Raw genomic sequence first — 21,353 nt, 5'->3', positions numbered from 1 at the left:
TCAATCTTACTCTACCGTAACCGACTTAGCCAGATTTCTGGGCTGATCTACATTGCAACCTCTCATTAACGCAATATGATATGCGAGTAATTGCAGCGGGATACTTGAAAGCAATGGAGTAAGTGCTTCTTCCGTTCCCGGGATTTCAATCACAAAATCCGCCATTTCGCTAATAATACTGTCTTTTTCAGTGACAATGGCAATGATTTTTCCTTTGCGCGCCTTTACTTCCTGAATATTGCTAATGATTTTATCATAGGCACTTTGATTGGTTGCCAATACAACAACAGGCATCTCTTCATCAATCAGTGCAATGGGGCCGTGTTTCATTTCAGCGGCAGGGTAACCTTCGGCATGGATATAGGAAATTTCTTTCAATTTCAGCGCACCTTCTAAAGCTACAGGAAAATTATAACCTCTTCCCAAATAGAGAAAATTGCGCGAATCTTTATAAATAGAAGCTATATGCTCAATGGTTTTATTGCTGTTTTCCAGAACTCTGGCAATTTTATCAGGGATCATTTCCATTTCAGCAATCAATTGCTGAAACCTGGATTCTGCAATTGCACCTTTTTTATGCGCTACAGCAAGTGCCATTAATGTAAGCACCGTAACTTGTGCAGTAAAGGCCTTAGTCGAGGCCACGCCAATTTCAGGGCCTGCATGGGTATAAGATCCAGCATGAGTTGTACGGGGAATGGAAGAGCCCACTACATTGCAAATTCCGAGAATAGTTGCCCCTTTTCTTTTTGCCAGCTCTATTGCTGCAAGGGTATCGGCTGTTTCACCCGATTGGGAAATAGCAATCACAATATCATTCTCATTGATGATTGGATTGCGGTACCTGAATTCACTGGCGTACTCTACTTCAACTGGCAAACGTGCCAAATCTTCAAAAAGATATTCGCCTACCATAGCTGCATGCCATGAAGTTCCACAAGCAACAATTATTATACGATCGGCATTTACCATTTTTTGCAAATAGTCCTTAATTCCACCCAGCGAAACCCAGCCTTTTTCTGAGCTAAGCCGCCCGCGCATACTGTCTTTTACCGATCTTGGTTGCTCAAAAATTTCTTTGAGCATAAAATGATCATAGCCCCCTTTTTCAAGCATCTCAATTTTGAGTTCCAGCTCTTCTACATAGGGTGTTTTTTTCTTGTTTTGTATGGTTTTTATCAGCAATTCGCCATTGCGGTCCAATTTTGCTATTTCTTCATCATCTAAGTACACAACATTTTTTGTGTGCTCAACAATAGGTGTAGCATCTGATGCAATAAAATATTCCCCTTCACCAATTCCAATAACAAGCGGGCTGCCTTTTCTGGCAGCAATCAATTCATCGGGATTGTTTTTATCAAGTATCACTATTGCGTAAGCACCGATTACATGATTCAATGCAATACGAACAGTTTCAAAAAGATTGCAGTTTTCTTGTTTTCGGATATCATCGATCAGATTGATCAACACTTCTGTGTCGGTATCCGATTCAAAGGTATAGCCCCTTTTTATCAGTTCTTTTTTTAAAGAACCGTAGTTTTCTATAATTCCATTGTGGATAATAGCAAGATCACCTTTGTTGTTGAGGTGTGGATGTGCATTTGTATCATTGGGCTCACCATGGGTAGCCCAGCGGGTATGGCCAATTCCAATGTTTCCTTTACAATCCTGAGTGGCACTAAATTTTTCCAGTTCAGCTACTTTCCCAGCCTTTTTATAAGTGTTAAGTTTTGAGTTGTGGGACAATGCTACACCGGCACTGTCATATCCTCTGTACTCTAACCTTTTTAGCCCATTTATTAAAATAGGGTAAGCATCTTTAGAACCAATATATGCTACAATACCGCACATAATCAATCAATTTTTGTGTAGGTTAATCTCAATTTTGCAGGGGCACTACTGTGATTCCCTCCTCCAAAGACTACTCTATTTGCAATTCTGTTGCTTGGTAGCGGCAAAATAAAAATACCAAAATCCTGTTTTCTATCGTCAATTACAAATTGATAGTGTCTTGCCAGGTTTATTCTGTATTGTGACACTTCACTTCCATCGATAGTAATGGATTCACGCGCTCCACCAAAATAGGCAGAGCTTACAAATTGATCAGCAACCGTTTGTGTTCTCCCGAGTGAATCAGATCCAAAAGCAACAATGAGATTTGGTGCAGGGAAGTTTTCATCATAACCCAGAGAGAATGGGTCACGCACTTCAGTAAATACCAGTTCTGCTTTATTTATGATAATGTTTTCCAGATTGAGTAAATCCGGAATGCGCACAATTGCTTTAGTTGTAGCCATTGGCTGCACAAAGATCAGGCTGTCTTTCTTATTGTTGTTATTGATATAGTCATTTACTGGAGCCCCGGAGCGGTCAAAATCGAAATTTTCTACTGCCCTGGTTTGATTATTGATCAGAATATCCAAAGCAGAAGTGTCATTGTAATAAAGTACCAATTTGGAAAATGGGTCGCCTAAATCAACATAGTAAAGTGCCTCTCCAATATTGTTTTTATCAGGCGCAATATGCAATCCTTTCAAATAGCTTTGAAATGCTTCTGTACTGCTAAAGTTAATGCCGCCCGACTGATCGAGCAGTTCTTGGCCAAAGGCATCGTCCAGCTTAATTTTTATTATTGATGCCTGGTTTTCACCATTTACATTAACTGAGTCTTCAGCTCCTTTAAAATCATCAATTCTGCCCAGTTCAGTAGCTTCGGTTTGAAAAGTTTTATTGGTAAAATATTCAGTTTCACCATCAATTCCTTCGGTCATTCTTTTTACAACAAGACTTTGTCCGGCTTCAACATTTCCATAGGTTTCGGAAAATTTCAAATACAATACCAGCGAATCAAAATTCAGCACATTTCCCAGGTCAAGATTGTTGTTGGGTAATGCGAGTTGTGTGTAAAAAGAGGCATAGGATTTTCCGAAAATTGGATCATCCATTCCGCCCAACAAATTAATAGCAAGATCTGAAGCTACAAGGGAATCCTGTGTTCCGGTATAAGTTTCAAGCTCAAAAGTATCTGTAAAAACCAGTCCGAGTTGGTCAGGTGGGATCAGGTTATCTTCCTGAATCACCGGTTTTTTACAACTCATAAAAAATATACCGCACAAAAACGGCATTATCAACACAAGTCGATTCATATAAGCTACTTACTGTCTACTGCTGAAAGCAGATCATTATAAAAAGTGTGGTATGCTGCTAAGTAATCCTCTTCTCCCTGAAATTCCAAAATTGGTTTTCCGTTTTTTGCCAATAAATCAGTTGCATCAACTTTATCGCTACCAATAATCACACCATCAGCACATGAAGCTGCGGCTGCATTCAGACTATTGACATCCCCTTTGTTAAAAAATTCCAACTCAACCGGGTAATTTTCATCATCCAGTTCGGCAATATTTTGCAAGCTTTCAGGAGCAACTCCACCTTTCAAATCATTGTAAACGGAGAAAATAGCTTTGGAATTGTTAAAAACCGGGTCGTCTTTATAATTTGTTTTTAAATAGTAAGGGATAAGTCCGGTCATCCAGCCATGGCAGTGAATTATATTAGGTGGCCATCCAAACTTTTTCACTGTTTCCAACACGCCTTTACAGAAAAAGGTCATGCGCTCTGCATTATCCTCAAATGGTTCGCCTTTAGCATTGGCAAAAACACCTTTGCGCTTAAAAAGGTCTTCATTATCGAGGAAGTAAACCTGCATGCGCGCATTAGGCAAACTGGCTACTTTAATGATCAGTGGATAATCTTCATCCGCAACAGTAATATTTATTCCTGAGAGTCGAACTACCTCATGTAATCGGTGTCTGCGCTCATTAATATCGCCAAATCTTGGCATCAATATTCGAATTTCCATACCTTTTTCCTGGATGTGTTGCGGTAGGCTTCTGGCAATTTTAGAAATCTCACTCAGATTGAGATAAGGATTCATTTCCTGAGTAACAATTAGGACTCTGGCCTTTTCCATACTTAAAAAATTATTGGATTATTGATAAATCAAAAGAGATAAGAGTAATTTTGTGCAAAGATAGCAAAATTATTCATCAATCGTGCTCAAACTTCTATTTCCCAAGACTTTAAACAATGTCTAATGCTTATTTTTAAACATACCGCTGACTTGGTGAAATACCTTGACAAACAAAGAGAAAACTCCAGAGGTCTTGGATTCGTTCCAACAATGGGCGCCTTGCACAAAGGCCATTTGTCATTGTTAAAAGCCGCCAAAAAAGACAATGACCTGAGCATTTGCTCAATCTTTGTAAATCCGACACAGTTCAATAAACAAACAGACCTGAAAGCCTATCCGCGCACCATTGAAAACGACATATACCTACTGGAAAAGGAAGGCAATGACATCCTGTTTTTGCCCGATGAAAATGAAATTTACCCCGATGGAAAACTACCTGAAATAAATTTTGATTTTTCGGGCTTGGATCAGGATATGGAGGGCAGCTATCGGCCTGGCCATTTCAAGGGTGTAGTAATGGTGCTGCACCGCTTCCTTAGTATTATTAAACCCGATGCCATTTATATGGGGCAAAAAGATTATCAGCAATATTTAATCACACACAAATTAGCGAAAGACTTTCACCCAAACACAAAAGTTGTTATGGTAAATACTATCAGGGAAGAAGATGGCCTTGCAATGAGCTCAAGAAATATGCGCCTGAGTAAAAAAGGCAGATTGGCAGCTTCAAATTTATATGCAGCTCTGAAAAAATTTAAGTCTAAATACAAAGACCATAGTGTTGCGGAATTGCGCAAGGAAATCATTGAGGAACTCAATAGACATCCATTGATAGAGGTAGAATATCTCGATCTTGCCAGTGCAGGGGATTTAAAATTATTAGAGCAATGGAACGCAGAGGATTCTGCTGTGGTTTGCATTGCTGCTAATGTTGAAGAAATTCGGCTCATTGATAACTTGATAATTTCGTAAATTTGCCGCCCCATGCAAATAGAAGTCTTAAAATCTAAAATACATCGTGTAGCTGTTACGCAAGCCGACCTGAATTATATCGGAAGCATTACTATTGATGAAGATTTAATGGATGCTGCCAATATTCTTCCACATGAAAAGGTGCAGATCGTCAATGCCAATAATGGCGAACGTATTGAAACCTATGTGATCAAAGGAGAAAGAGGCAGTGGAGTGATTTGTCTGAATGGCCCTGCTGCCAGAAAAGCACAGGTTGGTGATATTGTAATCATTATATCCTATGCCACAATGCCTATTGAAGATGCAAAAAAACACAACCCTATTACAGTTTTCCCTAAAGACAATCGCCTTAGTTAATCCACTTTTATTTTGAGAGAAAAAATAATTTCAGCCTTAAAATCCCTTGTCTTTTTAGCTATTGGCCTCGGGCTGGTATGGTGGTTTGTGAAAGACCTTGAGGAAGAGGAAATAACGCAAATTAAAAACGCATTCAGCCAGGCAAACTATGCCTGGTTGTTTTTTGCTGGCCTTATAGGCATAATCAGCCATGTAAGCCGCTCTGCTCGCTGGCAAATATTGCTGGAGCCCCTTGGGCACAAACCTGGTTTTGCAAACACTTTCTACGCCCTGATGGTAGGATATCTTGCCAATATTGCATTTCCCAGGCTGGGGGAAATTTCAAGGTGTGCGCTGCTCAATAAATATGAAAAAATACCTGTGCACCAGTCTATAGGAACCGTATTTGTTGACCGCATCATGGATTTGATTACCCTTGCACTGCTACTGATCATTTTGGTTGTAACACAATTTGACCTCTTGTTCAAATTTACCAATGAAAGGCTTTTTAGGCCTATTTTGAAAAAATTAATAGCCGTGGTTCCCGAAGGTTATGGAATAGTGGTAAGTATACTTTCCGTTATCATCACCGTTATGATTTTTTTCTGGCTTACGCGTAGGTTTAGAAATTCAAGCCTGGTACAGAAAATCAAATTGCTTGTAAGGGAATTTGTAAAAGGTTTTTTGACCATAAAAGACCTTGACCGGCCCTATATGTTTGTTTTTCACTCCATTTCTATCTGGCTGATGTACTACCTTTCAATATATGTGGCGTTTCAGTGCATGGATGTGACCAGCAACCTGGGTCCCGGTGTAGCTTTGTCTATTTTGGTGTTTGGAACTTTTGCATTCATTCTGGTGCAGGGAGGTTTGGGGGCATATCCGATTGCAGTTATGGAAGTAATGCTATTATATGGCGTAACTGCTACACTTGGTTTTGCATTTGGATGGATCGTTTGGGTGGCGCAAACAGTTTTTGTTTTAATTTTAGGAGTTTCATCACTTGTTTTACTACCACTTAGCAATAAAAATAAAAACAATGCAAGCCTTTCAGCAACTCAAGTCTAAAATTTTTGATAAAGCCGCGCTTAAAAGGAAGATCAACTTATGGCGCTTTAGAGATGATAAAATTGTTTTTACCAATGGTTGTTTTGATCTTCTGCATGCCGGGCACATCAGCACCATAGCCCAGGCAGCCGACTTTGGCGACCGACTTGTTCTCGGCCTCAACAGCGACAGCTCGGTAAAAAGATTAAAAGGTGAAAGCCGTCCGCTTCAAAATGAACAGAACCGCGCTATTTTACTGGCAGCAATGCATTGTGTGGATGCAGTAGTTGTATTTGAAGAGGATACACCGGAGGATTTAATCAAGTTTATTTTACCTGATGTTTTGGTAAAAGGTGGAGATTATAAACCTGAAGAAGTTGTGGGCGCTGACATTGTGTTGAAAAATGGCGGAGAAATAAAACTGGCCGAGTTTTTACCCGGATTTTCCAGCTCAGGTCTTATTGAGCAAATCAACCGGAAATAGGGCTTTTATAATTGCTAAAAATACTAATTTTACAAATCAATTAAAAGCACAGAAATATGAAGTTTGAACTGAGCGAAGAGCATTTAATGATTCAAAAAGCCGCAAGGGATTTTGCTCAAAACGACCTGAAACCAGGGGCAATTGAGCGGGACGAAAAAATGATCTACCCCGAAGAGCATGTTAAGAAAATGGCGGAACTCGGATTCCTCGGAATGATGGTTGACCCTAAATACGGTGGTAGCGGTATGGATACGGTTTCGTATGTGCTTGCTATGGAAGAAATCTCTAAAATTGACAATTCAGTATCTGTAATTATGTCGGTCAACAATTCGCTGGTTTGCTGGGGACTGGAAGAATATGGAAACGAAGAACAAAAGCAAAAATACCTGGTGCCACTGGCCAAAGGCGAAAAAATTGGCGCTTTCTGCCTTTCAGAACCCGAAGCCGGATCAGATGCTACTTCTCAGCAAACTACTGCAATAGACCAGGGCGATCACTATTTGCTCAACGGTACCAAAAACTGGATAACCAATGGAAACACCGCATCTACATATTTGGTTATTGCCCAGTCTGACCGTGAAAAAGGACACCGCGGCATCAATGTTTTTATTGTTGACAGAAATGCTGAAGGTGTAAGCGTTGGAGCCAAGGAAAACAAGCTGGGTATCCGCGCTTCTGACACGCATTCTATTTCTTTTCAGGATGTAGTAGTACCAAAAGAAAACCGCATAGGTGAAGATGGCTTTGGATTTAAATTTGCCATGAAAACCCTGGCAGGAGGGAGAATCGGAATTGCCTCACAGGCTTTGGGCATTGCATCGGGTTCCTATGAGTTGGCGCTGGCCTATTCTAAAGAAAGAAAGGCATTTGGCACAGAGATCAGCAATCACCAGGCCATACAGTTCAAATTGGCAGATATGGCCACCGAAATTGAAGCAGCACGTTTACTTTGCATTAAAGCTGCCTGGCTAAAAGACCAAAATAAAGATTACAACACCGCAAGTGCTATGGCTAAGGTATATGCCTCCGAAACAGCTATGAAAACAAGCGTGGAAGCGGTGCAGATACATGGGGGCTATGGTTTTGTAAAAGAATATCACGTTGAGCGATTGATGCGCGATGCAAAAATCACTCAGATTTACGAAGGGACTTCTGAAGTACAAAGAATTGTAATTTCACGTAATGTTTTAAAATAAAAGCAAACAAAATGAGGTCCTTTTTCAGCTTACTGCTACTTGCATTTTCATCTATGATGGTCCATGCACAATCTAACCTCACTATTTTTTCCCAGGAAGGAGAAAAATTCTGGGTGGTTTTAAATGGCATTCGTCAAAATGATGAAGCAGAAACCAATGTGAAAATCACAGAGTTGATTCAACCCAATTATAAGCTGAAAGTGATTTTTGAAAATAAGGCACTTCCGGAAATTGACAAAAATCTTTTCCTCCCTGAGCAAGCCGCTGATGTTACATACAATATTACCAAAAACAGGAAAGGAGAATATGTTGTGCGCTATGTTTCAGATGTGCCTATTGCACAAGCACCGCCTCCTGCTCCTGAACAAGCGGTAATGAGCTATTCTACTGCTCCAAGACCTGTTGTCAGAAAATCAGTAACGGTAACCGAGCACCGTAGCGGGAATCCTACAAGAGAAAATGTAAGCGTTACAGTAAACACTCCCGTAGGCGGCATGGATATTCATGTAAACGATGGATGGAACAGCAGCTCAACAACTACCACAACAACCTATGTAGAAGAACCTGCTTATGTATTGCCCGGCTATAATGGCCCTATTGGATGTCCCATTCCAATGAGCCAGCAAGATTTTGATGCTGCCCGAAACAGCATAGCAAGTAAAGACTGGGATGAAACCAGGCTTTCCATTGCCAAACAGATTTTAGGCTCGAATTGCCTTTTGTCGAGCCATGTCAGTCAAATTATGCAAGTATTTGGCTGGGAAGAAACCAAACTCGATTTTGCCAAATTCGCCTATGGCCGAACCTATGATATTGGCAACTATTTTAAACCCGCATTATACAATTGCTTTTCAATTACATAATTTGACGAATGAAAATCAATAACTTATCATGAAATGGAGAAAACCAAAATGGTGATTTTCATTGTCAGGGTTTCCCAAATTTAAATTTCAGTCTGTTGAGGTAGCCAAAGCCACCACAAGGCAATCTCGCAGTAGCCACAAGGCATGCCTTGTGGCTACTGCGGGATTGTGCTACTGCGGGGTTATGGTTGACAATTCTTTTGATTTTACCTCTTTGGTTCTGGCTTGTCCAGGGTAGGATTTATTTTCTATCAATTAGGATTTCCGGTTTATCCGGCATAGGCTATAGGGCGGTATCCGAAAGTGGAATTATATAATTAAAACCTTAAAATCACCCAAAAGAACTGCCGCAGCCACAAGTAGTATCTGCATTGGGATTATTGAAGATAAAGCCCCTGGCATCCAGCCCGTCTTTGTAATCTATTTCCATACCGGCAAGATAAATGCCATGCGCATCTTCCATAATCACCTTCATATCTTTAAAAGTATAGACACTGTCTTTTTCTTTGGGGCTATCAAAACCCAAGATATAGGAAAATCCGGCACAGCCACCACCTTTTACTCCTATTCTGATTCCGTGATCAGCAGGAAGTGACTTTTGCTCAAAAATATGTTTCATTTTCTCGTAAGCACCTTCTGTTAATTTAACCGGTGATGTTTTCAGTACTTCTTCCATGATTTTTGCAATTTAATTTCTGATAACAAAGTTAATTTAAAATCCGTTTCAATTGAATTTGCAGTGCTAAAGGCTATATTTACGACCCCAAAAACGAATAAAATGGAAGTCCAGATTATTTTAGAGATACTTAAATACATTCTGCCGGCACTAATTGTTTTATTGGCAAGCTACTATACTTTAAAGTCGGTTTTTGAAAATGATTCTAAAAAACAAGAGCTGAAACTCCGCTACGAAAGCAGAAATGAAGCATTGCCCATTCGCCTGAATGCCTATGAAAGGCTGGCTGTTTTGATGGAGCGCCTGATGCCCTATAATTTAATTCCCAGATTTTCAGACCCAAAGATCAGTTCAAAGGAAATGAAGTTATTGCTTATTAAAGCAGTAAAAGAAGAATTTGAACACAATCTATCTCAGCAAATCTATGTGAGCCGTGATGTTTGGAATGCAATACAATTCACTAAAGACGATTTACTGAAGCATATTAATATTATTCACGCCTCGATTCCGGAAGATAGCAGCAGTGTCGATTACGGACGCGAACTTTTGAATTTTTATATGAAAAATGAAAGAGGAATTCCAAATCAGCGCGCGCTTACAATGATCAACACAGAAGTAAAACAACTGCTGTAATGCATTATTTATATTGCATAGCAATTAGCTTTATTTGCCTGCTTTTTTACCAGTGCAGCACTTATAAGATAAGCGATATGCAATACGAATCTTACCGCATAGTAGATTCACTCGACCGCGATTCTACTGCATTATTGCTGATCAATAACTACAAATCTGAACTTGATTCGGAAATGGAGGAAAAACTGGTCTACAATAAGACCGATATGTACAAAAGACTTCCCGAATCTGAATTGGGAAATTTTATGGCAGATGTTTGCCTGGAACGGACTAAAAAGGAACTGGGCATAAACATTGATCTTGCCATTTTAAATTATGGAGGCATTCGCCTTCGCTCAATCAGTAAAGGATGGATTAAGAAAGCTCAAATTTTCGAGCTCATGCCCTTTGATAATTTTATAGTAGCACAAAATATCAGGGGAGATACCTTAAAAATGCTGCTTGATCAAATAGCTGCTTATGGTGGCTGGCCAATTAGCGGTGCCGCTTTTCAAATTAAGAATGCTCAAGCCGACAGTATTTTCATCAATGGATTGCCTATTGATGCAGAACATCATTATACCATAAGTACTTCAGATTATTTGGCCAATGGTGGAGATAAAATGCATTTACTTGCGGAGATAAAACAAATACAAACGGGAATATTGCTGAGAGATGCCCTTATAGATTATTGTGAAAATGTAAATGCCAGCGGAGATTCCCTGTATTTTGAAACAAAAGGAAGAATCACAAAAAGATGAGGCGCAGGGATTTCATATACCACAGTGCTTTTTTAGGGGCAGGATTATCACTTGTTCCCTCAGAATTATTCGCTGCTGATTACAAAAAGATCACTGTGCTGCATACCAATGATGTACACAGCAGAATAGAACCTTTTCCATTGGACGACAAATATTATCCCGGACAAGGGGGCTTTGCAAGGCGAGCTGCCCTGGTAAATAAAATCAGGCAGCAGGAAAAAAATGTTGTACTACTCGATTCCGGGGATATTTTTCAGGGCACACCTTACTTTAATTATTTCGGTGGAGAACTGGAGTTTAAGCTGATGAGCGAGATGGGATATGACGCTGCAACTCTTGGTAATCACGACTTTGACGCAGGTCTTGAAGGGCTAAACAAACAATTGCCCCATGCAACATTTCCATTTGTTTCTGCCAATTATGATTTTTCCGACACGATTATGGCTGAAAAGATTGAAAAATTCACTATTATAGAGCGAGAAGGAATTAAGATTGGTATTTTTGGATTAGGCATTGAACTCGAAGGACTGGTTCCCAAAAAACTATATGGTCAAACCCGCTATTCCGATCCCGTAAAAGAAGCCAATAAACTTGCGCTTTTTTTAAAAAGTAAGGAAGAATGCCATGTAATTATTTGTCTTTCTCATTTGGGATATTATTATAACTCAAATAAAATTTCTGATATGGAATTGGCCGTTCAAACAAAAAATATTGATTTAATTCTGGGCGGACACACACATACGTTTATGGAAGCACCCATGATTATAGAAAATATTGATAATGAACAAGTTGTAATAAACCAAGTTGGCTGGGCAGGCGTTTTACTGGGAAAAATCGACATTTTTGTAAGTAAAAAATCAGAGAAAAAAGAATTTTTTTCGCAGACTGTAAAAGTCCGCTAAAAATCAATAGATATTTAGTTTTTTTTTCTGTTTTTTTTTCACATTTTCGTTTTCCTTTCACGCTTGAATAGTCATTATTTATAAATCGTTTAAATCGTCTTTTTTCGATGACAGATTCGTATGAAGATGTATGGGACAATTGTCTGAAAATTATTAAGGACAATGTCAATCATCAAAGCTTTAAAACATGGTTCGAACCAATAAAACCCGTTAAGTTAAATAACAGTGTACTTACTATACAGGTACCCAGTCAATTTTTCTATGAATGGTTGGAAGAACACTATATTTCACTGCTGAAGAAAATTATTAAAAGAGAATTGGGCGATGAGGCTAAACTGGAATACAGAATCGTTGTAGAAAACAGCAATGGTACTTCAGGGCCTTCTATGGTAAATTACCCGAGCTATAATACCGGGAACAACAAAAATCCAGACATAAATGCACCTTTAATCGTGAGTAATCCAAGTATTAAAAACCCCTTTATTATTCCCGGGCTCAAAAAAGTGAGCATCGAATCTCAACTTTGCCCGGCCTACAATTTCGATTCCTTTATAGAAGGAGATTGTAATCGTTTGGCACGTTCTGCCGGCTATGCTGTTGCTACTAAGCCAGCCGGAACTACAGCTTTCAACCCCTTAGTAATCTACGGGGGAGTTGGGCTAGGCAAAACACATCTGGCGCACGCTATTGGCAATGAATTCAAACAGAATTATTCTAATAAAACGGTACTTTACGTTTCTTCCGAAAAATTTACCAATCAATTCATCGATTCGCTGAAAAATAATGCAGTAAATGATTTTATCCACTTCTATCAATTGATAGATGTGCTGATCATGGATGATATTGAGTTTTTTGCCAACAAAGACAAAACACAAGACATATTCTTCCACATATTCAATCACCTGCACCAGTCGGGCAAGCAAATGGTTTTTACCTCCGATCGCTCTCCGCGCGACTTGGAAGGCATGCAGGAAAGATTGACTTCCCGTTTTAAATGGGGTTTATCTGCTGATCTGCAATTGCCCGATTTTGAGACACGCATCGCTATTCTCGAAAAGCGCATGTATTCAGATGGCATAGAACTGCCCAAAGATGTAGTAGAGTTTGTAGCCTATAATATAAGTACGAATGTGCGCGAATTGGAAGGGGCTTTGATCTCACTCCTGGCACAGTCCTCTTTAAATAAAAAAGATATAGACCTTGATCTCGCTAAAAAGATCATAAAGAATTTTGTAAAAAGTATTTCCAGGGAAGTATCCATTGAATACATTCAAAAAACCGTTTGCGAACATTTTAGTGTTCCTGTAGAAAAGCTTAAAGAAAAAACAAGAAAACGCGCTATTGTACAGGCAAGGCAATTGTCTATGTTTTTGGCAAAAAATTACACCAAAAATTCCCTGAAAATTATCGGCAAACATTTTGGTGGGCGTGATCATAGTACTGTAATCCATTCCTGTCAGGCAATTCAGAATCTAATCGACACAGATGATGGTTTTAATGATCAGGTCAGGGATATTGAAAAGCGCATACAAATGAGTATGACATAAAAAAGCGCAGCAAATTGGTTTTTTTGAACGCTTATTTTCTTACATTTGCATTTCCTTTTGAAAAATGAAAATCACGGAGACGTGGCTGAGTGGTCGAAAGCGGCTCCCTGCTAAGGAGTTATACCCGCAAGGGTATCGGAGGTTCGAATCCTCTCGTCTCCGCTTATAGTTTATATTTTTTACGGGGTGTGGCGCAGTCCGGTTAGCGCACCTGGTTTGGGACCAGGGGGCCGCAGGTTCGAATCCTGCCACCCCGACAAGACGAAAGCCGTCCGCATAGCGGATGGCTTTTTGTTTTTTATGTGAATCAAGCTTGCTTGTATGAGTATAAAAATAAAAAGCCAGAGCGAGGAATCGAGTAAAAGGCTTTCGTCTTGTACCTACCTCAAATCAGGATCAACACTGTTAATCCTGCCACCCCGACACAAGTAAAAGCCTTGCAGCAATGCAGGGCTTTTTTAATGAGGTATTGCAATGGGTCATGACCCATTGGAGTAGGAAATCCAGCAGTGCCACATAGAATGGAAAAGTTTCCAGATTTTGGAAGTTTTTTTTCAATTGTATTCCAAGGGGTCATGACCCCTTGGGTTGTTAGGAATTGGATTCCACAACCTCAATCCCCTCTTCTGTTAAACCATACAGCTCATACACCATTTGGTCTATTTCTTTATCGGTCTTGTCGATTTGTGATTTTAATTCTTGTGCTTTATGACCCATTGGAGCAGATGAAGTTAGAGCTTTTGTATTCCAAGGGGTCATGACCCCTTGGGTTGTTAGGAGTTGGATTCCACAACCTCAATCCCCTCTTCTGTTAAACCATATAGCTCATACACCATTTGGTCTATTTCTTTATCGGTCTTGTTGATTTGTGATTTTAATTCTTGTGCTTTATGACCCATCGGAGCAGATGAAGTTAGAGCTTTTGTATTCCAAGGGGTCATGACCCCTTGGGTTGTTAGGGGTTGGATTCCACAACCTCAATTTCCTCCTCTGTTAAACCATACAGCTCATACACCATTTGGTCTATTTCCTTATCAGTTTGATTGATTTGGGATTGTAGTTCCTGGGCTTTGGCTTTTTGCTCATTGAAATACTTCATCCATTCAGCTTCTTCTGATAGGGAGAGTTTTTTGTATTCCTGCCCTTGTTCTTTGGCTGCATTTTTTCGGGCTTTTTCCAGTTCTTTTAGGAATTCTGAAAATTCCAGCTCATACCAGTTTTCTAATTTTTTACTTAGTTTCTCTATAGTAAATTTTGATTGTAATAATGTGGTGAATGAGATTTCCAGTTTGTTGAATTGCGCTTTCAGACTCATTATCTCATTTACAAAGGGCTCTAATCTGGAGGCTGAAACATCAGGAATTGGGATTTGACCAAAATATTTCCAGATCAACTGATAACCATTTTGAATTTGGGTGCAATATTTTGTGATCAACCACCAGCCCATTTTTGAATTTAAGATTCCGAGTAGTGCTTTGTTGTCTGTGGGAAGTATCCACATGGAGTTATTACAATATAAGCCTTGTTCATCATAGATAAAACAGGGTTTCACCTGAAAAACCTGATACATGATTTTGGGTTTTGCAAAATCGTTGTAGTAATCACAGGTTCTCAGCTCCCACCAAAAATCACCCTTATCCGTTCTTTTTCTGGCTTTTTCTGAAAAAGGAAACAGCCAATCAGCCATACCAGGATATTTATTTTTAAACCATTCCCAGGCTTCTTGCTCAGAAGCATTTGTGTTGTTCATTGCTGATTTTGTAAAACCTTTCTCAATAATTATCATATAATTTAAGGAAGAAGCGGGTATATATCGTTTGATGTCCCTTCCTTGCAAAAATGGTTTAATAAAAATAGTAGCATTAGGGTCTGCTGAAACAATTGATTGTTTTATATTTTCATCTATTGTAAATGCATTTGATAAGCCAGTTTTAATACCATAATTAGCCTCACCTTTCACAAATTTTTTAAGGGGAGGAAATTTATTGCCAATTCTATTCAGTAGCTTGTTATCGTCTCCTGAAGAAATAACCCAGGTATCTCCACTGAATTCACTTGTTGTAAATTCATGGGAATTGATGTTAACATTGGATTCAAAATCTTGGCTGACTGTTTCTTTCAGCAGTGCTGCTAAAAATGTTTTTTGTGGTGCATTATCTCTTGCAATAAAGACAACCGGATAAGTTGTGGCTCCTTCAAAAATCTGAATATCACCAAAGTCAATTAACCGATCTATTTGTTTTGTAAGCAAAAATTCCCTGAGCTTTTTTCCATATCCGGCCTGCAACCACTTATTGGGCATAATGTATGAAATCAGGCCATTTTGCTTTAAGAGCTGGAATCCTTTTTCTACAAAGAGCACATATAGGTCACCTCTTTTATCAAAGGTTTGGTAGTTGATTTTTTCAAGTGCTTCTGATACAGGTTTTATTTTTTCCAGTTTTACATAAGGCGGATTCCCAATCACCACATCAAATCCCCCGGTAAATTGAGGTTTAAATGCTTCGTCCTGATCTATGGTAAATGTGTCAATAATGCTTTCAAGCTTTTTACTTTCTGGCAATTCGTGTTTTAATCGATTGTTTTTAATGTATTCACGCGCCCGATCGATATATTCATCCCTATAGCCATAGCCTTTGTGCTCAAATGACCAGGCATCCAGGTTGGCATAGAAAAACTTTTGTGACCATAAATGATTGTTGTGCTCTGATGGGTTGTACCCTGATTGGGTTTTCAATGGGTCGTGACCCATTGGAGGATGACCCATTGGAGGAATTGGATGATCTAGTCGATTAAACTCTTTACTGCTCAACGATTTGAGCTGTTGTACCATTCCGATAAGTGCTTCTTCTTCACAGACCAAAATCATGTGTACATGGTCTTTGCAAATATTGTAGGCAATGCAGCGGTAATTGTTTTCAGTAATTATTTTCCTGAAAATTTCAGTAAGCGCAATTTCCTCTCCTAAACTAAGATTGACAGGCGGACCAGCCTTAATATTATTCTGGCGCATACGCTCAGAAACACGACTGTTGTGTGTAGTCAATACTATATGAAAAGCTTCCAGCTCCTTTTGCTTAAAAATATTTGGAAATTCCTTTTGCCAGTTGAATGCTTTTTCTCCTGCTACTTCAGGATCATCTATCAATGAGTTGCCACATTTAATATTATTGCTCAAAGAAGTGAGCTTTCTTCCCCTTTGTGCAGTTCTCAACCAAAGTGAAAGCTTGGCTATTTCAATACTTTCATCATTTATATCTACCCCAAAAATATTGTGTTCCAATATCTTTGCCTCTACGCCTGGAAACTCAAAATCATAACCTAATAGCTGTGTCTCAAGAGTATCAATAAATTGGTGTTCCGCTATCAAGAATTCCAATGCCTGGTTTAAAAATGCACCGGAACCACAAGCAGGGTCACAAATGGTAATTCCCAATAGCCACTTTCTGTATTGTTGAAGCTTAGCGTCTAATTTTTTTACAACTTTCTTATCTCTGTTTCTCCTTCCTTTAGCATACTGTTCATCTTCAATTTCAAGTTCAGCTTTTTTCTCTTCACAGAGTCTGCCAACAGTGTTTTTCACTATGTATTTGGTAATGTATTTGGGGGTGTAAAAAACACCGTCTTTCTTTCTCTTGGTCTTGCTCTTATCTATTTCCTGCCCTTCCAGTTCAGCAGTTACGTTTTCTATTTCATTCAGTGAGTTTTCAAAAATATGTCCAAGAATATTGACGTCCACTTCACTTTGAAAATCGTATTCAGTAAGCCTTAGTACATGGGGTTTCAATACTTCATCATCTATCTGAATATTGTCCAGTATTTCATCTTTTCGAAACAGGCCTCCATTGTATTCAAAAATATCATCCTGTCTTGCTTTCCCCTTTCTACCGGTATTGATATAGCCAAAATATTGTTTGAATATTTCATACAGTGGTTTGTACGCATCCAGTTCTATAAGCTTATCATATCTCTCAACCATTCTGAAAATAGAATTGGGAGGCAAGAGCCCGCTATCTTCAGCAAAAAAGATAAACAGAAAACGGTCTAAAAGCTTCTGTGATTTTTTGAATAATAATAGTTGATCGAGTTCAGGGCTATTTTTACAGATGTTTTGCCATATCTGGTGCTTAAAACTGGAATAGTCCTTATAGAGCTGTTTGGTAATTTGCTCTTCTTTGAGAATACTTTCCTTATTGGCTTTCAGTGGTATTCCCTCTAAAATATTGTCAACCTGAAGGCAAAGCCAAAGTACTTTAAACTGGTCTTGAGTAAGATGAAATAAATCAAACTCAATATGCTCTACGGCATTGTGGATGAAAAACCGCAGCTTTTCAAAATTGGAAGTAATCACATACACACATTCGCTGTGGTGGTTTTTGTAACTGAAAGCCTGGTCATTTACCTTGTCCAGGTCTTTGGTATCTGTTCCCTTTAATTCTATTACTGCCAATGCTTTACCATCTTTCAGTATTGCGCCATCAGTCTTTTTGGCTCCTTTTTCATTTTTGAGTTCTGTGGTAAGGTTATAGTCTTTATGTGGGTTAAGCGTGTACCCAAGTATTTTGACAAACAGTTCTCTTAAAAAACCTTCCTGAAATTGTTCTTCTTTGCTTTGCCTAATATTTTCCTGAATATCAGCATCATGGAAATAACTGCGAAAAGCTTCATAAGCCTTTTCTATCTCTTTATCATCAAGGTTGTTGAGGTGTTTATTGAGGACTGAGTTTTGGAATAGAGCCATTTAGTAAATAATGTTTTTTCCTGAATATCTGATGTGGTAAAATTATACATTTATTACAAAGGTCAAGGACTAATGAATAATTAATCCACTGGGGTATTCCAATGGGTCATGACCCATTGTTTAACCTGAGCAATAAATAATTTCCGAACTCAGGTTTTGCCGAAAAATGCCCCTCGGTATTCAAACCCTTACAACAGCATTCCTGGGAGCATTGCTATCTTCAATCAATGAAGAGATTTTTTTGAAATCTTCAGCGTTGTTTACAAAATCAACATCAGAAACATCCAGGATGAGATAGGGCTTTTTGTGGTGGTTCTTGAAATAATTCAAATAGGCATTTTGTATTTTTTCCAGGTAATCGGCCGATATTTCCTGCTCGTAGTCCCTGCCCCTTTTTTTGATGTTTTGAAGCAAGCGATCAATATCATTCCAGAGATAAATGCTGATCCCCGGAAGCGGTAGGCTGGAATAGATTATGGAAAACAATTTTCGGTAAAGTTTGTATTCCTGGCTTTTCAGCGTGACACTGGCAAAAAGCAGCGATTTTGAAAAAAGATAATCGCTGATGATTTTCTGCCCGAACAAATCCCGGTTCAGCAGTCTTTCCTTCATCTGCTCATAGCGGCCTGCCATAAAAAACAGTTCAAGTTGAAAAGCGTAGCGGTCGGGGTTTTTATAAAAATCAGGCAGAAACGGGTTTTCGGCAAATTCTTCCAGCAGTAGATCGGTATTGTACTGTTCCGCGAGCATTTTGCTCAGGCTGGTTTTTCCGGAGCCTATATTTCCCTCAATGGTCAGAAAGTCATATTGCATCGCCTGTTAGTGCTAATTTTTTCACTGGCAAAGAATCCGGGCACAAAACACAAAGTTCAGCAATTGTTTTTCCATTTCTCGGATCTATCCAGTGTGGCGCAATTTCTGCAGCGGGAACCAAAGCAAATGCCCGGTTTTGCACTTCGGCATGTGGAATGCAAAGTGTATTTTCTTCTATAATCACATCATCTCCATAATAAAGAATGTCAATATCCAATGCCCGGGGGCCCCATTTTCTGGTATTGACCCTGCCGGCTTTTATTTCAATATCTTTCAAATGATGGAGCAATTCCATTGGGCTAAGTGATGTTTCAATCAAAAGTGCCTGATTGAGAAATGCAGATTGTTCACGGTCGCCCCAGGGGGCAGTTTCATACAAGGAGGAAATTTTAAGGATATTCAGTTGCCCACCCAATTCCAGCAAAGTTTGGGATAATAGCAGCTGATTTTCTCTCTCACCAATATTAGAACCGCAAAGGAGTATTGCTTTTTTCATGTCTGGTTAAAATTTGCTCTAAGTTAAAAATATACTGCATTTTAAATCCTTAACAGGAACTTGTCAAATTAGTTTTTTTCAAAAAAATTCGTTTTGCTGGGAATGTATTAATTTTGCAGCCTTAGTAAGCTTAATTAAAATCTTTACTTGTTATGAAACAGTTCTTAAAATTTTTCCTCGCATCTACATTCGGAGTTGTTGCCGGATTTCTGTTATTGATCTTTTTGCTTGTCGGCATAGTTTCTGGCATTGCATCCAAAGCTACTGTTGATAAGGATTTGGAAGTTAAGCCAAACAGCGTTTTAAAAATTGCATTGAATTATCCAATCCCGGAAAGAGCCAGTCAGGATCCTTTTGCAAATTTCAGTTTTTCAGATTTTGAGCCAAAGAAAACACCCGGTTTATACGAAATCAGAAAAGCAATAAAAAGAGCTAAAAGTGACGATAATATAAAAGGGATTTATATAGAATCAGCTACCATTATGGCCGGTTCTGCAACTTTGGAATCCATTCGAGAAGCATTGTTGGATTTTAAAGAAAGTGGCAAATTTATTTTTGCTTATGAAGAAGTACTCACACAAAGAGGCTATCATCTTAGCTCTGTTTCAGACAGAATATTCCTAAACCCTGTAGGGCTTTTAGAATTTAAGGGCTATCGCACCGAGCTGGCATTTTTCAAACATGCACTTGAAAAATTAGAAATTGAACCCCAAATATTTTATGCCGGGAAATACAAAAGTGCTACAGAGCCGTTTCGCTTAGACTCTATGAGTGATGCCAACAGAGAACAGATTACTTTTTTGATCAATGACCTTTACGGAAGATTTATTGCTGACATTGCAGAAGGGCGTGATTTGAGTCCGGTATTGCTTGACAGTATTGCGGATAATTTATTGGTGAAATTTCCCGAAGAAGCCAAAGCATATAAAATGGTAGATGAACTGGCTTATTACGACCAGGTTCAGGAATATCTGAAGAGCGAACTGGGATTGGACGAAGCTGATGAACTGGAAATGGTTTCTCTGAGAAAATATGCTTTCAACAAAAAAACAGATGCTGAAAAATTGCTTGAAAAAGATAAAATTGCTGTTTTATTTGCCCAGGGCGGTATTGTTGATGGCGATGGGGAAATTGATGATATCGGTTCGGCAAGATACCTGAAAGCCATACAAAAAATAAGGAATGATGAAGATGTTAAGGCACTGGTACTGAGGGTGAATTCAGGAGGGGGTTCTGCACTTGCTTCAGATATTATTTTAAGAGAACTTGAAATGGCCAATGAGCGCATGCCCGTTATTGTATCTATGGGAGATGTAGCAGCTTCCGGTGGTTACTACATTGCCTGTGGAGCAGATACAATTCTTGCAGAGGCCAATACCATTACCGGATCTATAGGTGTTTTTGGTATTTTACCTAATGTGCAGGGATTGATGAACAACAAGTTCGGTATCACATTCGATAAAGTACAAACCGGCAAATATTCTGATATTGGAACACTTACCCGGCCGATGAGAGCTGATGAAAAAGAAATTATACAGAGTGGTGTAGATCGTGTTTACCTCACATTTAAAGAACGTGTTTCTGAAGGCAGGGGTATGGATATAAGCTATGTTGATAGTGTAGGGCAGGGAAGAGTTTGGACAGGTGTTCAGGCAAAGGAACTCGGCCTTGTAGATGTATTGGGAGGATTGGACGAAGCCATTGCTATTGCTGTTCACAAAGCAGGAATTGAATCCTACAAAATCAAAGAATATCCTGAAGTTAAGGATTTAAGAGAACAGCTAATGAAAAGTTTGACAGGTGAAATTAAATTGCGTATTTTCAAAACATTAGCCGGAGAGCAATATGAGTATTTTGCAAAAATCAATGCCCTTAAAAAATGGCAGGGTGTTCAGGCAAGAATGCCTTTTGAAATCGAGATTTATTAATCTGGGTTT

General features: G+C 39.0%; 21 protein-coding genes and 2 tRNA genes. 13 read left to right on the top strand and 10 right to left on the bottom strand.

Annotated elements, in window-relative coordinates:
• Nucleotides 1-6: 6 nt before the first annotated feature.
• The 3 genes from glmS to WD048_15210 are packed head-to-tail and all read right to left on the bottom strand — an operon-like array spanning nucleotide 7 to nucleotide 3,970.
• Nucleotides 7-1,851 (bottom strand): glutamine--fructose-6-phosphate transaminase (isomerizing), encoded by a 1,845-nt coding sequence (gene glmS, locus WD048_15220; protein ID MEX0813567.1) that lies wholly within the window; start codon nucleotides 1,849-1,851, stop codon nucleotides 7-9.
• A 2-nt stretch (nucleotides 1,852-1,853) separates the two neighbouring features.
• Nucleotides 1,854-3,098 carry a DUF4270 family protein gene (locus tag WD048_15215; protein MEX0813566.1) on the bottom strand — a complete coding sequence of 415 codons (1,245 nt, stop codon included), beginning with the start codon at nucleotides 3,096-3,098 and terminating at the stop codon, nucleotides 1,854-1,856.
• Nucleotides 3,099-3,151: 53 nt separating this feature from the next.
• Nucleotides 3,152-3,970, bottom strand: a complete 819-nt coding sequence (locus tag WD048_15210) for a glycogen/starch synthase (GenBank protein ID MEX0813565.1) — start codon at nucleotides 3,968-3,970, stop codon at nucleotides 3,152-3,154.
• A 123-nt stretch (nucleotides 3,971-4,093) separates the two neighbouring features.
• Between WD048_15210 and panC the strand changes: the two genes are divergently transcribed.
• Genes panC through WD048_15180 form a run of 6 tightly spaced genes read left to right on the top strand, consistent with a single transcriptional unit; the run spans nucleotide 4,094 to nucleotide 8,868 of the window.
• Entirely contained in the window at nucleotides 4,094-4,942 is an 849-nt protein-coding gene (gene panC / locus WD048_15205; GenBank protein ID MEX0813564.1) for a pantoate--beta-alanine ligase, read from the top strand.
• Between the two features lie 12 nt (nucleotides 4,943-4,954).
• Nucleotides 4,955-5,299: an aspartate 1-decarboxylase gene (panD, locus tag WD048_15200; GenBank protein MEX0813563.1), complete on the top strand. Its 345-nt coding sequence runs from the start codon at nucleotides 4,955-4,957 to the stop codon at nucleotides 5,297-5,299.
• A gap of 12 nt (nucleotides 5,300-5,311) precedes the next feature.
• Nucleotides 5,312-6,346: a lysylphosphatidylglycerol synthase transmembrane domain-containing protein gene (locus WD048_15195; GenBank protein MEX0813562.1), complete on the top strand. Its 1,035-nt coding sequence runs from the start codon at nucleotides 5,312-5,314 to the stop codon at nucleotides 6,344-6,346.
• Entirely contained in the window at nucleotides 6,318-6,809 is a 492-nt protein-coding gene (gene rfaE2 / locus WD048_15190; GenBank protein MEX0813561.1) for a D-glycero-beta-D-manno-heptose 1-phosphate adenylyltransferase, read from the top strand. Before WD048_15195 ends, rfaE2 begins: the two co-directional genes overlap by 29 nt.
• Before the next feature lie 56 nt (nucleotides 6,810-6,865).
• Nucleotides 6,866-8,005, top strand: a complete 1,140-nt coding sequence (locus WD048_15185; GenBank protein MEX0813560.1) for an acyl-CoA dehydrogenase — start codon at nucleotides 6,866-6,868, stop codon at nucleotides 8,003-8,005.
• 11 nt (nucleotides 8,006-8,016) lie between these two features.
• Complete coding sequence (locus WD048_15180) at nucleotides 8,017-8,868, top strand: DUF4476 domain-containing protein (protein ID MEX0813559.1); 852 nt, start codon at nucleotides 8,017-8,019, stop codon at nucleotides 8,866-8,868.
• Nucleotides 8,869-9,199: 331 nt separating this feature from the next.
• Here WD048_15180 and WD048_15175 read toward each other — a convergent pair whose 3' ends face one another.
• A complete protein-coding gene (locus WD048_15175; GenBank protein ID MEX0813558.1) occupies nucleotides 9,200-9,544 on the bottom strand; it encodes an iron-sulfur cluster assembly accessory protein in 345 nt (114 codons plus the stop codon).
• Between the two features lie 102 nt (nucleotides 9,545-9,646).
• Here WD048_15175 and WD048_15170 point away from each other — a divergent pair, with 102 nt between their 5' ends.
• The 6 genes from WD048_15170 to WD048_15145 all read left to right on the top strand — a co-directional run bounded on the left by WD048_15170 (nucleotide 9,647) and on the right by WD048_15145 (nucleotide 13,623).
• On the top strand, nucleotides 9,647-10,177 hold the full coding sequence (locus WD048_15170) for a hypothetical protein (GenBank protein MEX0813557.1): 531 nt from the start codon (nucleotides 9,647-9,649) through the stop codon (nucleotides 10,175-10,177).
• A 77-nt stretch (nucleotides 10,178-10,254) separates the two neighbouring features.
• The gene (locus WD048_15165; protein MEX0813556.1) at nucleotides 10,255-10,917 is read left to right on the top strand and encodes a 5'-nucleotidase C-terminal domain-containing protein; all 663 of its coding nucleotides are present in this window, start codon (nucleotides 10,255-10,257) and stop codon (nucleotides 10,915-10,917) included.
• The gene (locus WD048_15160; GenBank protein MEX0813555.1) at nucleotides 10,914-11,819 is read left to right on the top strand and encodes a metallophosphatase; all 906 of its coding nucleotides are present in this window, start codon (nucleotides 10,914-10,916) and stop codon (nucleotides 11,817-11,819) included. The genes WD048_15165 and WD048_15160 overlap by 4 nt, the downstream gene beginning before the upstream one ends.
• A gap of 107 nt (nucleotides 11,820-11,926) precedes the next feature.
• Nucleotides 11,927-13,366: a chromosomal replication initiator protein DnaA gene (dnaA, locus tag WD048_15155; protein MEX0813554.1), complete on the top strand. Its 1,440-nt coding sequence runs from the start codon at nucleotides 11,927-11,929 to the stop codon at nucleotides 13,364-13,366.
• A 75-nt stretch (nucleotides 13,367-13,441) separates the two neighbouring features.
• Nucleotides 13,442-13,528, top strand: a tRNA-Ser gene (locus WD048_15150).
• Between the two features lie 20 nt (nucleotides 13,529-13,548).
• Nucleotides 13,549-13,623 (top strand) — tRNA-Pro (locus WD048_15145).
• A gap of 128 nt (nucleotides 13,624-13,751) precedes the next feature.
• On the opposite strand, the gene WD048_15140 is transcribed toward WD048_15145, so the two are convergent.
• From WD048_15140 to folK, 6 genes are all read right to left on the bottom strand, one after another.
• Nucleotides 13,752-13,943, bottom strand: coding sequence for a hypothetical protein (locus WD048_15140; protein MEX0813553.1), 192 nt, complete (start codon nucleotides 13,941-13,943; stop codon nucleotides 13,752-13,754).
• Nucleotides 13,944-13,957: 14 nt separating this feature from the next.
• Nucleotides 13,958-14,125: a hypothetical protein gene (locus WD048_15135; GenBank protein ID MEX0813552.1), complete on the bottom strand. Its 168-nt coding sequence runs from the start codon at nucleotides 14,123-14,125 to the stop codon at nucleotides 13,958-13,960.
• Between the two features lie 14 nt (nucleotides 14,126-14,139).
• Nucleotides 14,140-14,307, bottom strand: a complete 168-nt coding sequence (locus tag WD048_15130) for a hypothetical protein (GenBank protein ID MEX0813551.1) — start codon at nucleotides 14,305-14,307, stop codon at nucleotides 14,140-14,142.
• Nucleotides 14,308-14,321: 14 nt separating this feature from the next.
• Nucleotides 14,322-18,107, bottom strand: coding sequence for an Eco57I restriction-modification methylase domain-containing protein (locus WD048_15125; GenBank protein MEX0813550.1), 3,786 nt, complete (start codon nucleotides 18,105-18,107; stop codon nucleotides 14,322-14,324).
• Nucleotides 18,108-18,287: 180 nt separating this feature from the next.
• The gene (locus tag WD048_15120) at nucleotides 18,288-18,920 is read right to left on the bottom strand and encodes a deoxynucleoside kinase (protein ID MEX0813549.1); all 633 of its coding nucleotides are present in this window, start codon (nucleotides 18,918-18,920) and stop codon (nucleotides 18,288-18,290) included.
• Complete coding sequence (gene folK, locus WD048_15115) at nucleotides 18,910-19,416, bottom strand: 2-amino-4-hydroxy-6-hydroxymethyldihydropteridine diphosphokinase (GenBank protein ID MEX0813548.1); 507 nt, start codon at nucleotides 19,414-19,416, stop codon at nucleotides 18,910-18,912. Before folK ends, WD048_15120 begins: the two co-directional genes overlap by 11 nt.
• Before the next feature lie 152 nt (nucleotides 19,417-19,568).
• Between folK and sppA the strand changes: the two genes are divergently transcribed.
• Nucleotides 19,569-21,344 carry a signal peptide peptidase SppA gene (gene sppA, locus WD048_15110; GenBank protein MEX0813547.1) on the top strand — a complete coding sequence of 592 codons (1,776 nt, stop codon included), beginning with the start codon at nucleotides 19,569-19,571 and terminating at the stop codon, nucleotides 21,342-21,344.
• Nucleotides 21,345-21,353: the final 9 nt, after the last annotated feature.

The sequence above is a fragment of the Chitinophagales bacterium genome (assembly GCA_040877935.1).
Taxonomy (GTDB): domain Bacteria; phylum Bacteroidota; class Bacteroidia; order Chitinophagales; family CAIOSU01; genus JBBDNB01.
The sequence above is the reverse complement of the archived record's forward strand: the minus strand, read 5'-3'. Positions and strand labels throughout refer to the sequence as shown.

What these genes read in the sequence shown, in the direction of transcription:
- glmS (MEX0813567.1), bottom strand. Translation starts at nt 1,851, where the DNA reads ATGTGCGGTATTGTAGCATATATTGGTTCTAAAGATGCTTACCCTATT.
- WD048_15215 (MEX0813566.1), bottom strand. Translation starts at nt 3,098, where the DNA reads ATGAGTTGTAAAAAACCGGTGATTCAGGAAGATAACCTGATCCCACCT.
- WD048_15210 (MEX0813565.1), bottom strand. Translation starts at nt 3,970, where the DNA reads ATGGAAAAGGCCAGAGTCCTAATTGTTACTCAGGAAATGAATCCTTAT.
- panC (MEX0813564.1), top strand. Translation starts at nt 4,094, where the DNA reads ATGCTTATTTTTAAACATACCGCTGACTTGGTGAAATACCTTGACAAA.
- panD (MEX0813563.1), top strand. Translation starts at nt 4,955, where the DNA reads ATGCAAATAGAAGTCTTAAAATCTAAAATACATCGTGTAGCTGTTACG.
- rfaE2 (MEX0813561.1), top strand. Translation starts at nt 6,318, where the DNA reads ATGCAAGCCTTTCAGCAACTCAAGTCTAAAATTTTTGATAAAGCCGCG.
- WD048_15185 (MEX0813560.1), top strand. Translation starts at nt 6,866, where the DNA reads ATGAAGTTTGAACTGAGCGAAGAGCATTTAATGATTCAAAAAGCCGCA.
- WD048_15180 (MEX0813559.1), top strand. Translation starts at nt 8,017, where the DNA reads ATGAGGTCCTTTTTCAGCTTACTGCTACTTGCATTTTCATCTATGATG.
- WD048_15175 (MEX0813558.1), bottom strand. Translation starts at nt 9,544, where the DNA reads ATGGAAGAAGTACTGAAAACATCACCGGTTAAATTAACAGAAGGTGCT.
- WD048_15170 (MEX0813557.1), top strand. Translation starts at nt 9,647, where the DNA reads ATGGAAGTCCAGATTATTTTAGAGATACTTAAATACATTCTGCCGGCA.
- WD048_15165 (MEX0813556.1), top strand. Translation starts at nt 10,255, where the DNA reads ATGCAATACGAATCTTACCGCATAGTAGATTCACTCGACCGCGATTCT.
- WD048_15160 (MEX0813555.1), top strand. Translation starts at nt 10,914, where the DNA reads ATGAGGCGCAGGGATTTCATATACCACAGTGCTTTTTTAGGGGCAGGA.
- dnaA (MEX0813554.1), top strand. Translation starts at nt 11,927, where the DNA reads ATGACAGATTCGTATGAAGATGTATGGGACAATTGTCTGAAAATTATT.
- WD048_15140 (MEX0813553.1), bottom strand. Translation starts at nt 13,943, where the DNA reads ATGACCCCTTGGAATACAATTGAAAAAAAACTTCCAAAATCTGGAAAC.
- WD048_15135 (MEX0813552.1), bottom strand. Translation starts at nt 14,125, where the DNA reads ATGACCCCTTGGAATACAAAAGCTCTAACTTCATCTGCTCCAATGGGT.
- WD048_15130 (MEX0813551.1), bottom strand. Translation starts at nt 14,307, where the DNA reads ATGACCCCTTGGAATACAAAAGCTCTAACTTCATCTGCTCCGATGGGT.
- WD048_15125 (MEX0813550.1), bottom strand. Translation starts at nt 18,107, where the DNA reads ATGGCTCTATTCCAAAACTCAGTCCTCAATAAACACCTCAACAACCTT.
- WD048_15120 (MEX0813549.1), bottom strand. Translation starts at nt 18,920, where the DNA reads ATGCAATATGACTTTCTGACCATTGAGGGAAATATAGGCTCCGGAAAA.
- folK (MEX0813548.1), bottom strand. Translation starts at nt 19,416, where the DNA reads ATGAAAAAAGCAATACTCCTTTGCGGTTCTAATATTGGTGAGAGAGAA.
- sppA (MEX0813547.1), top strand. Translation starts at nt 19,569, where the DNA reads ATGAAACAGTTCTTAAAATTTTTCCTCGCATCTACATTCGGAGTTGTT.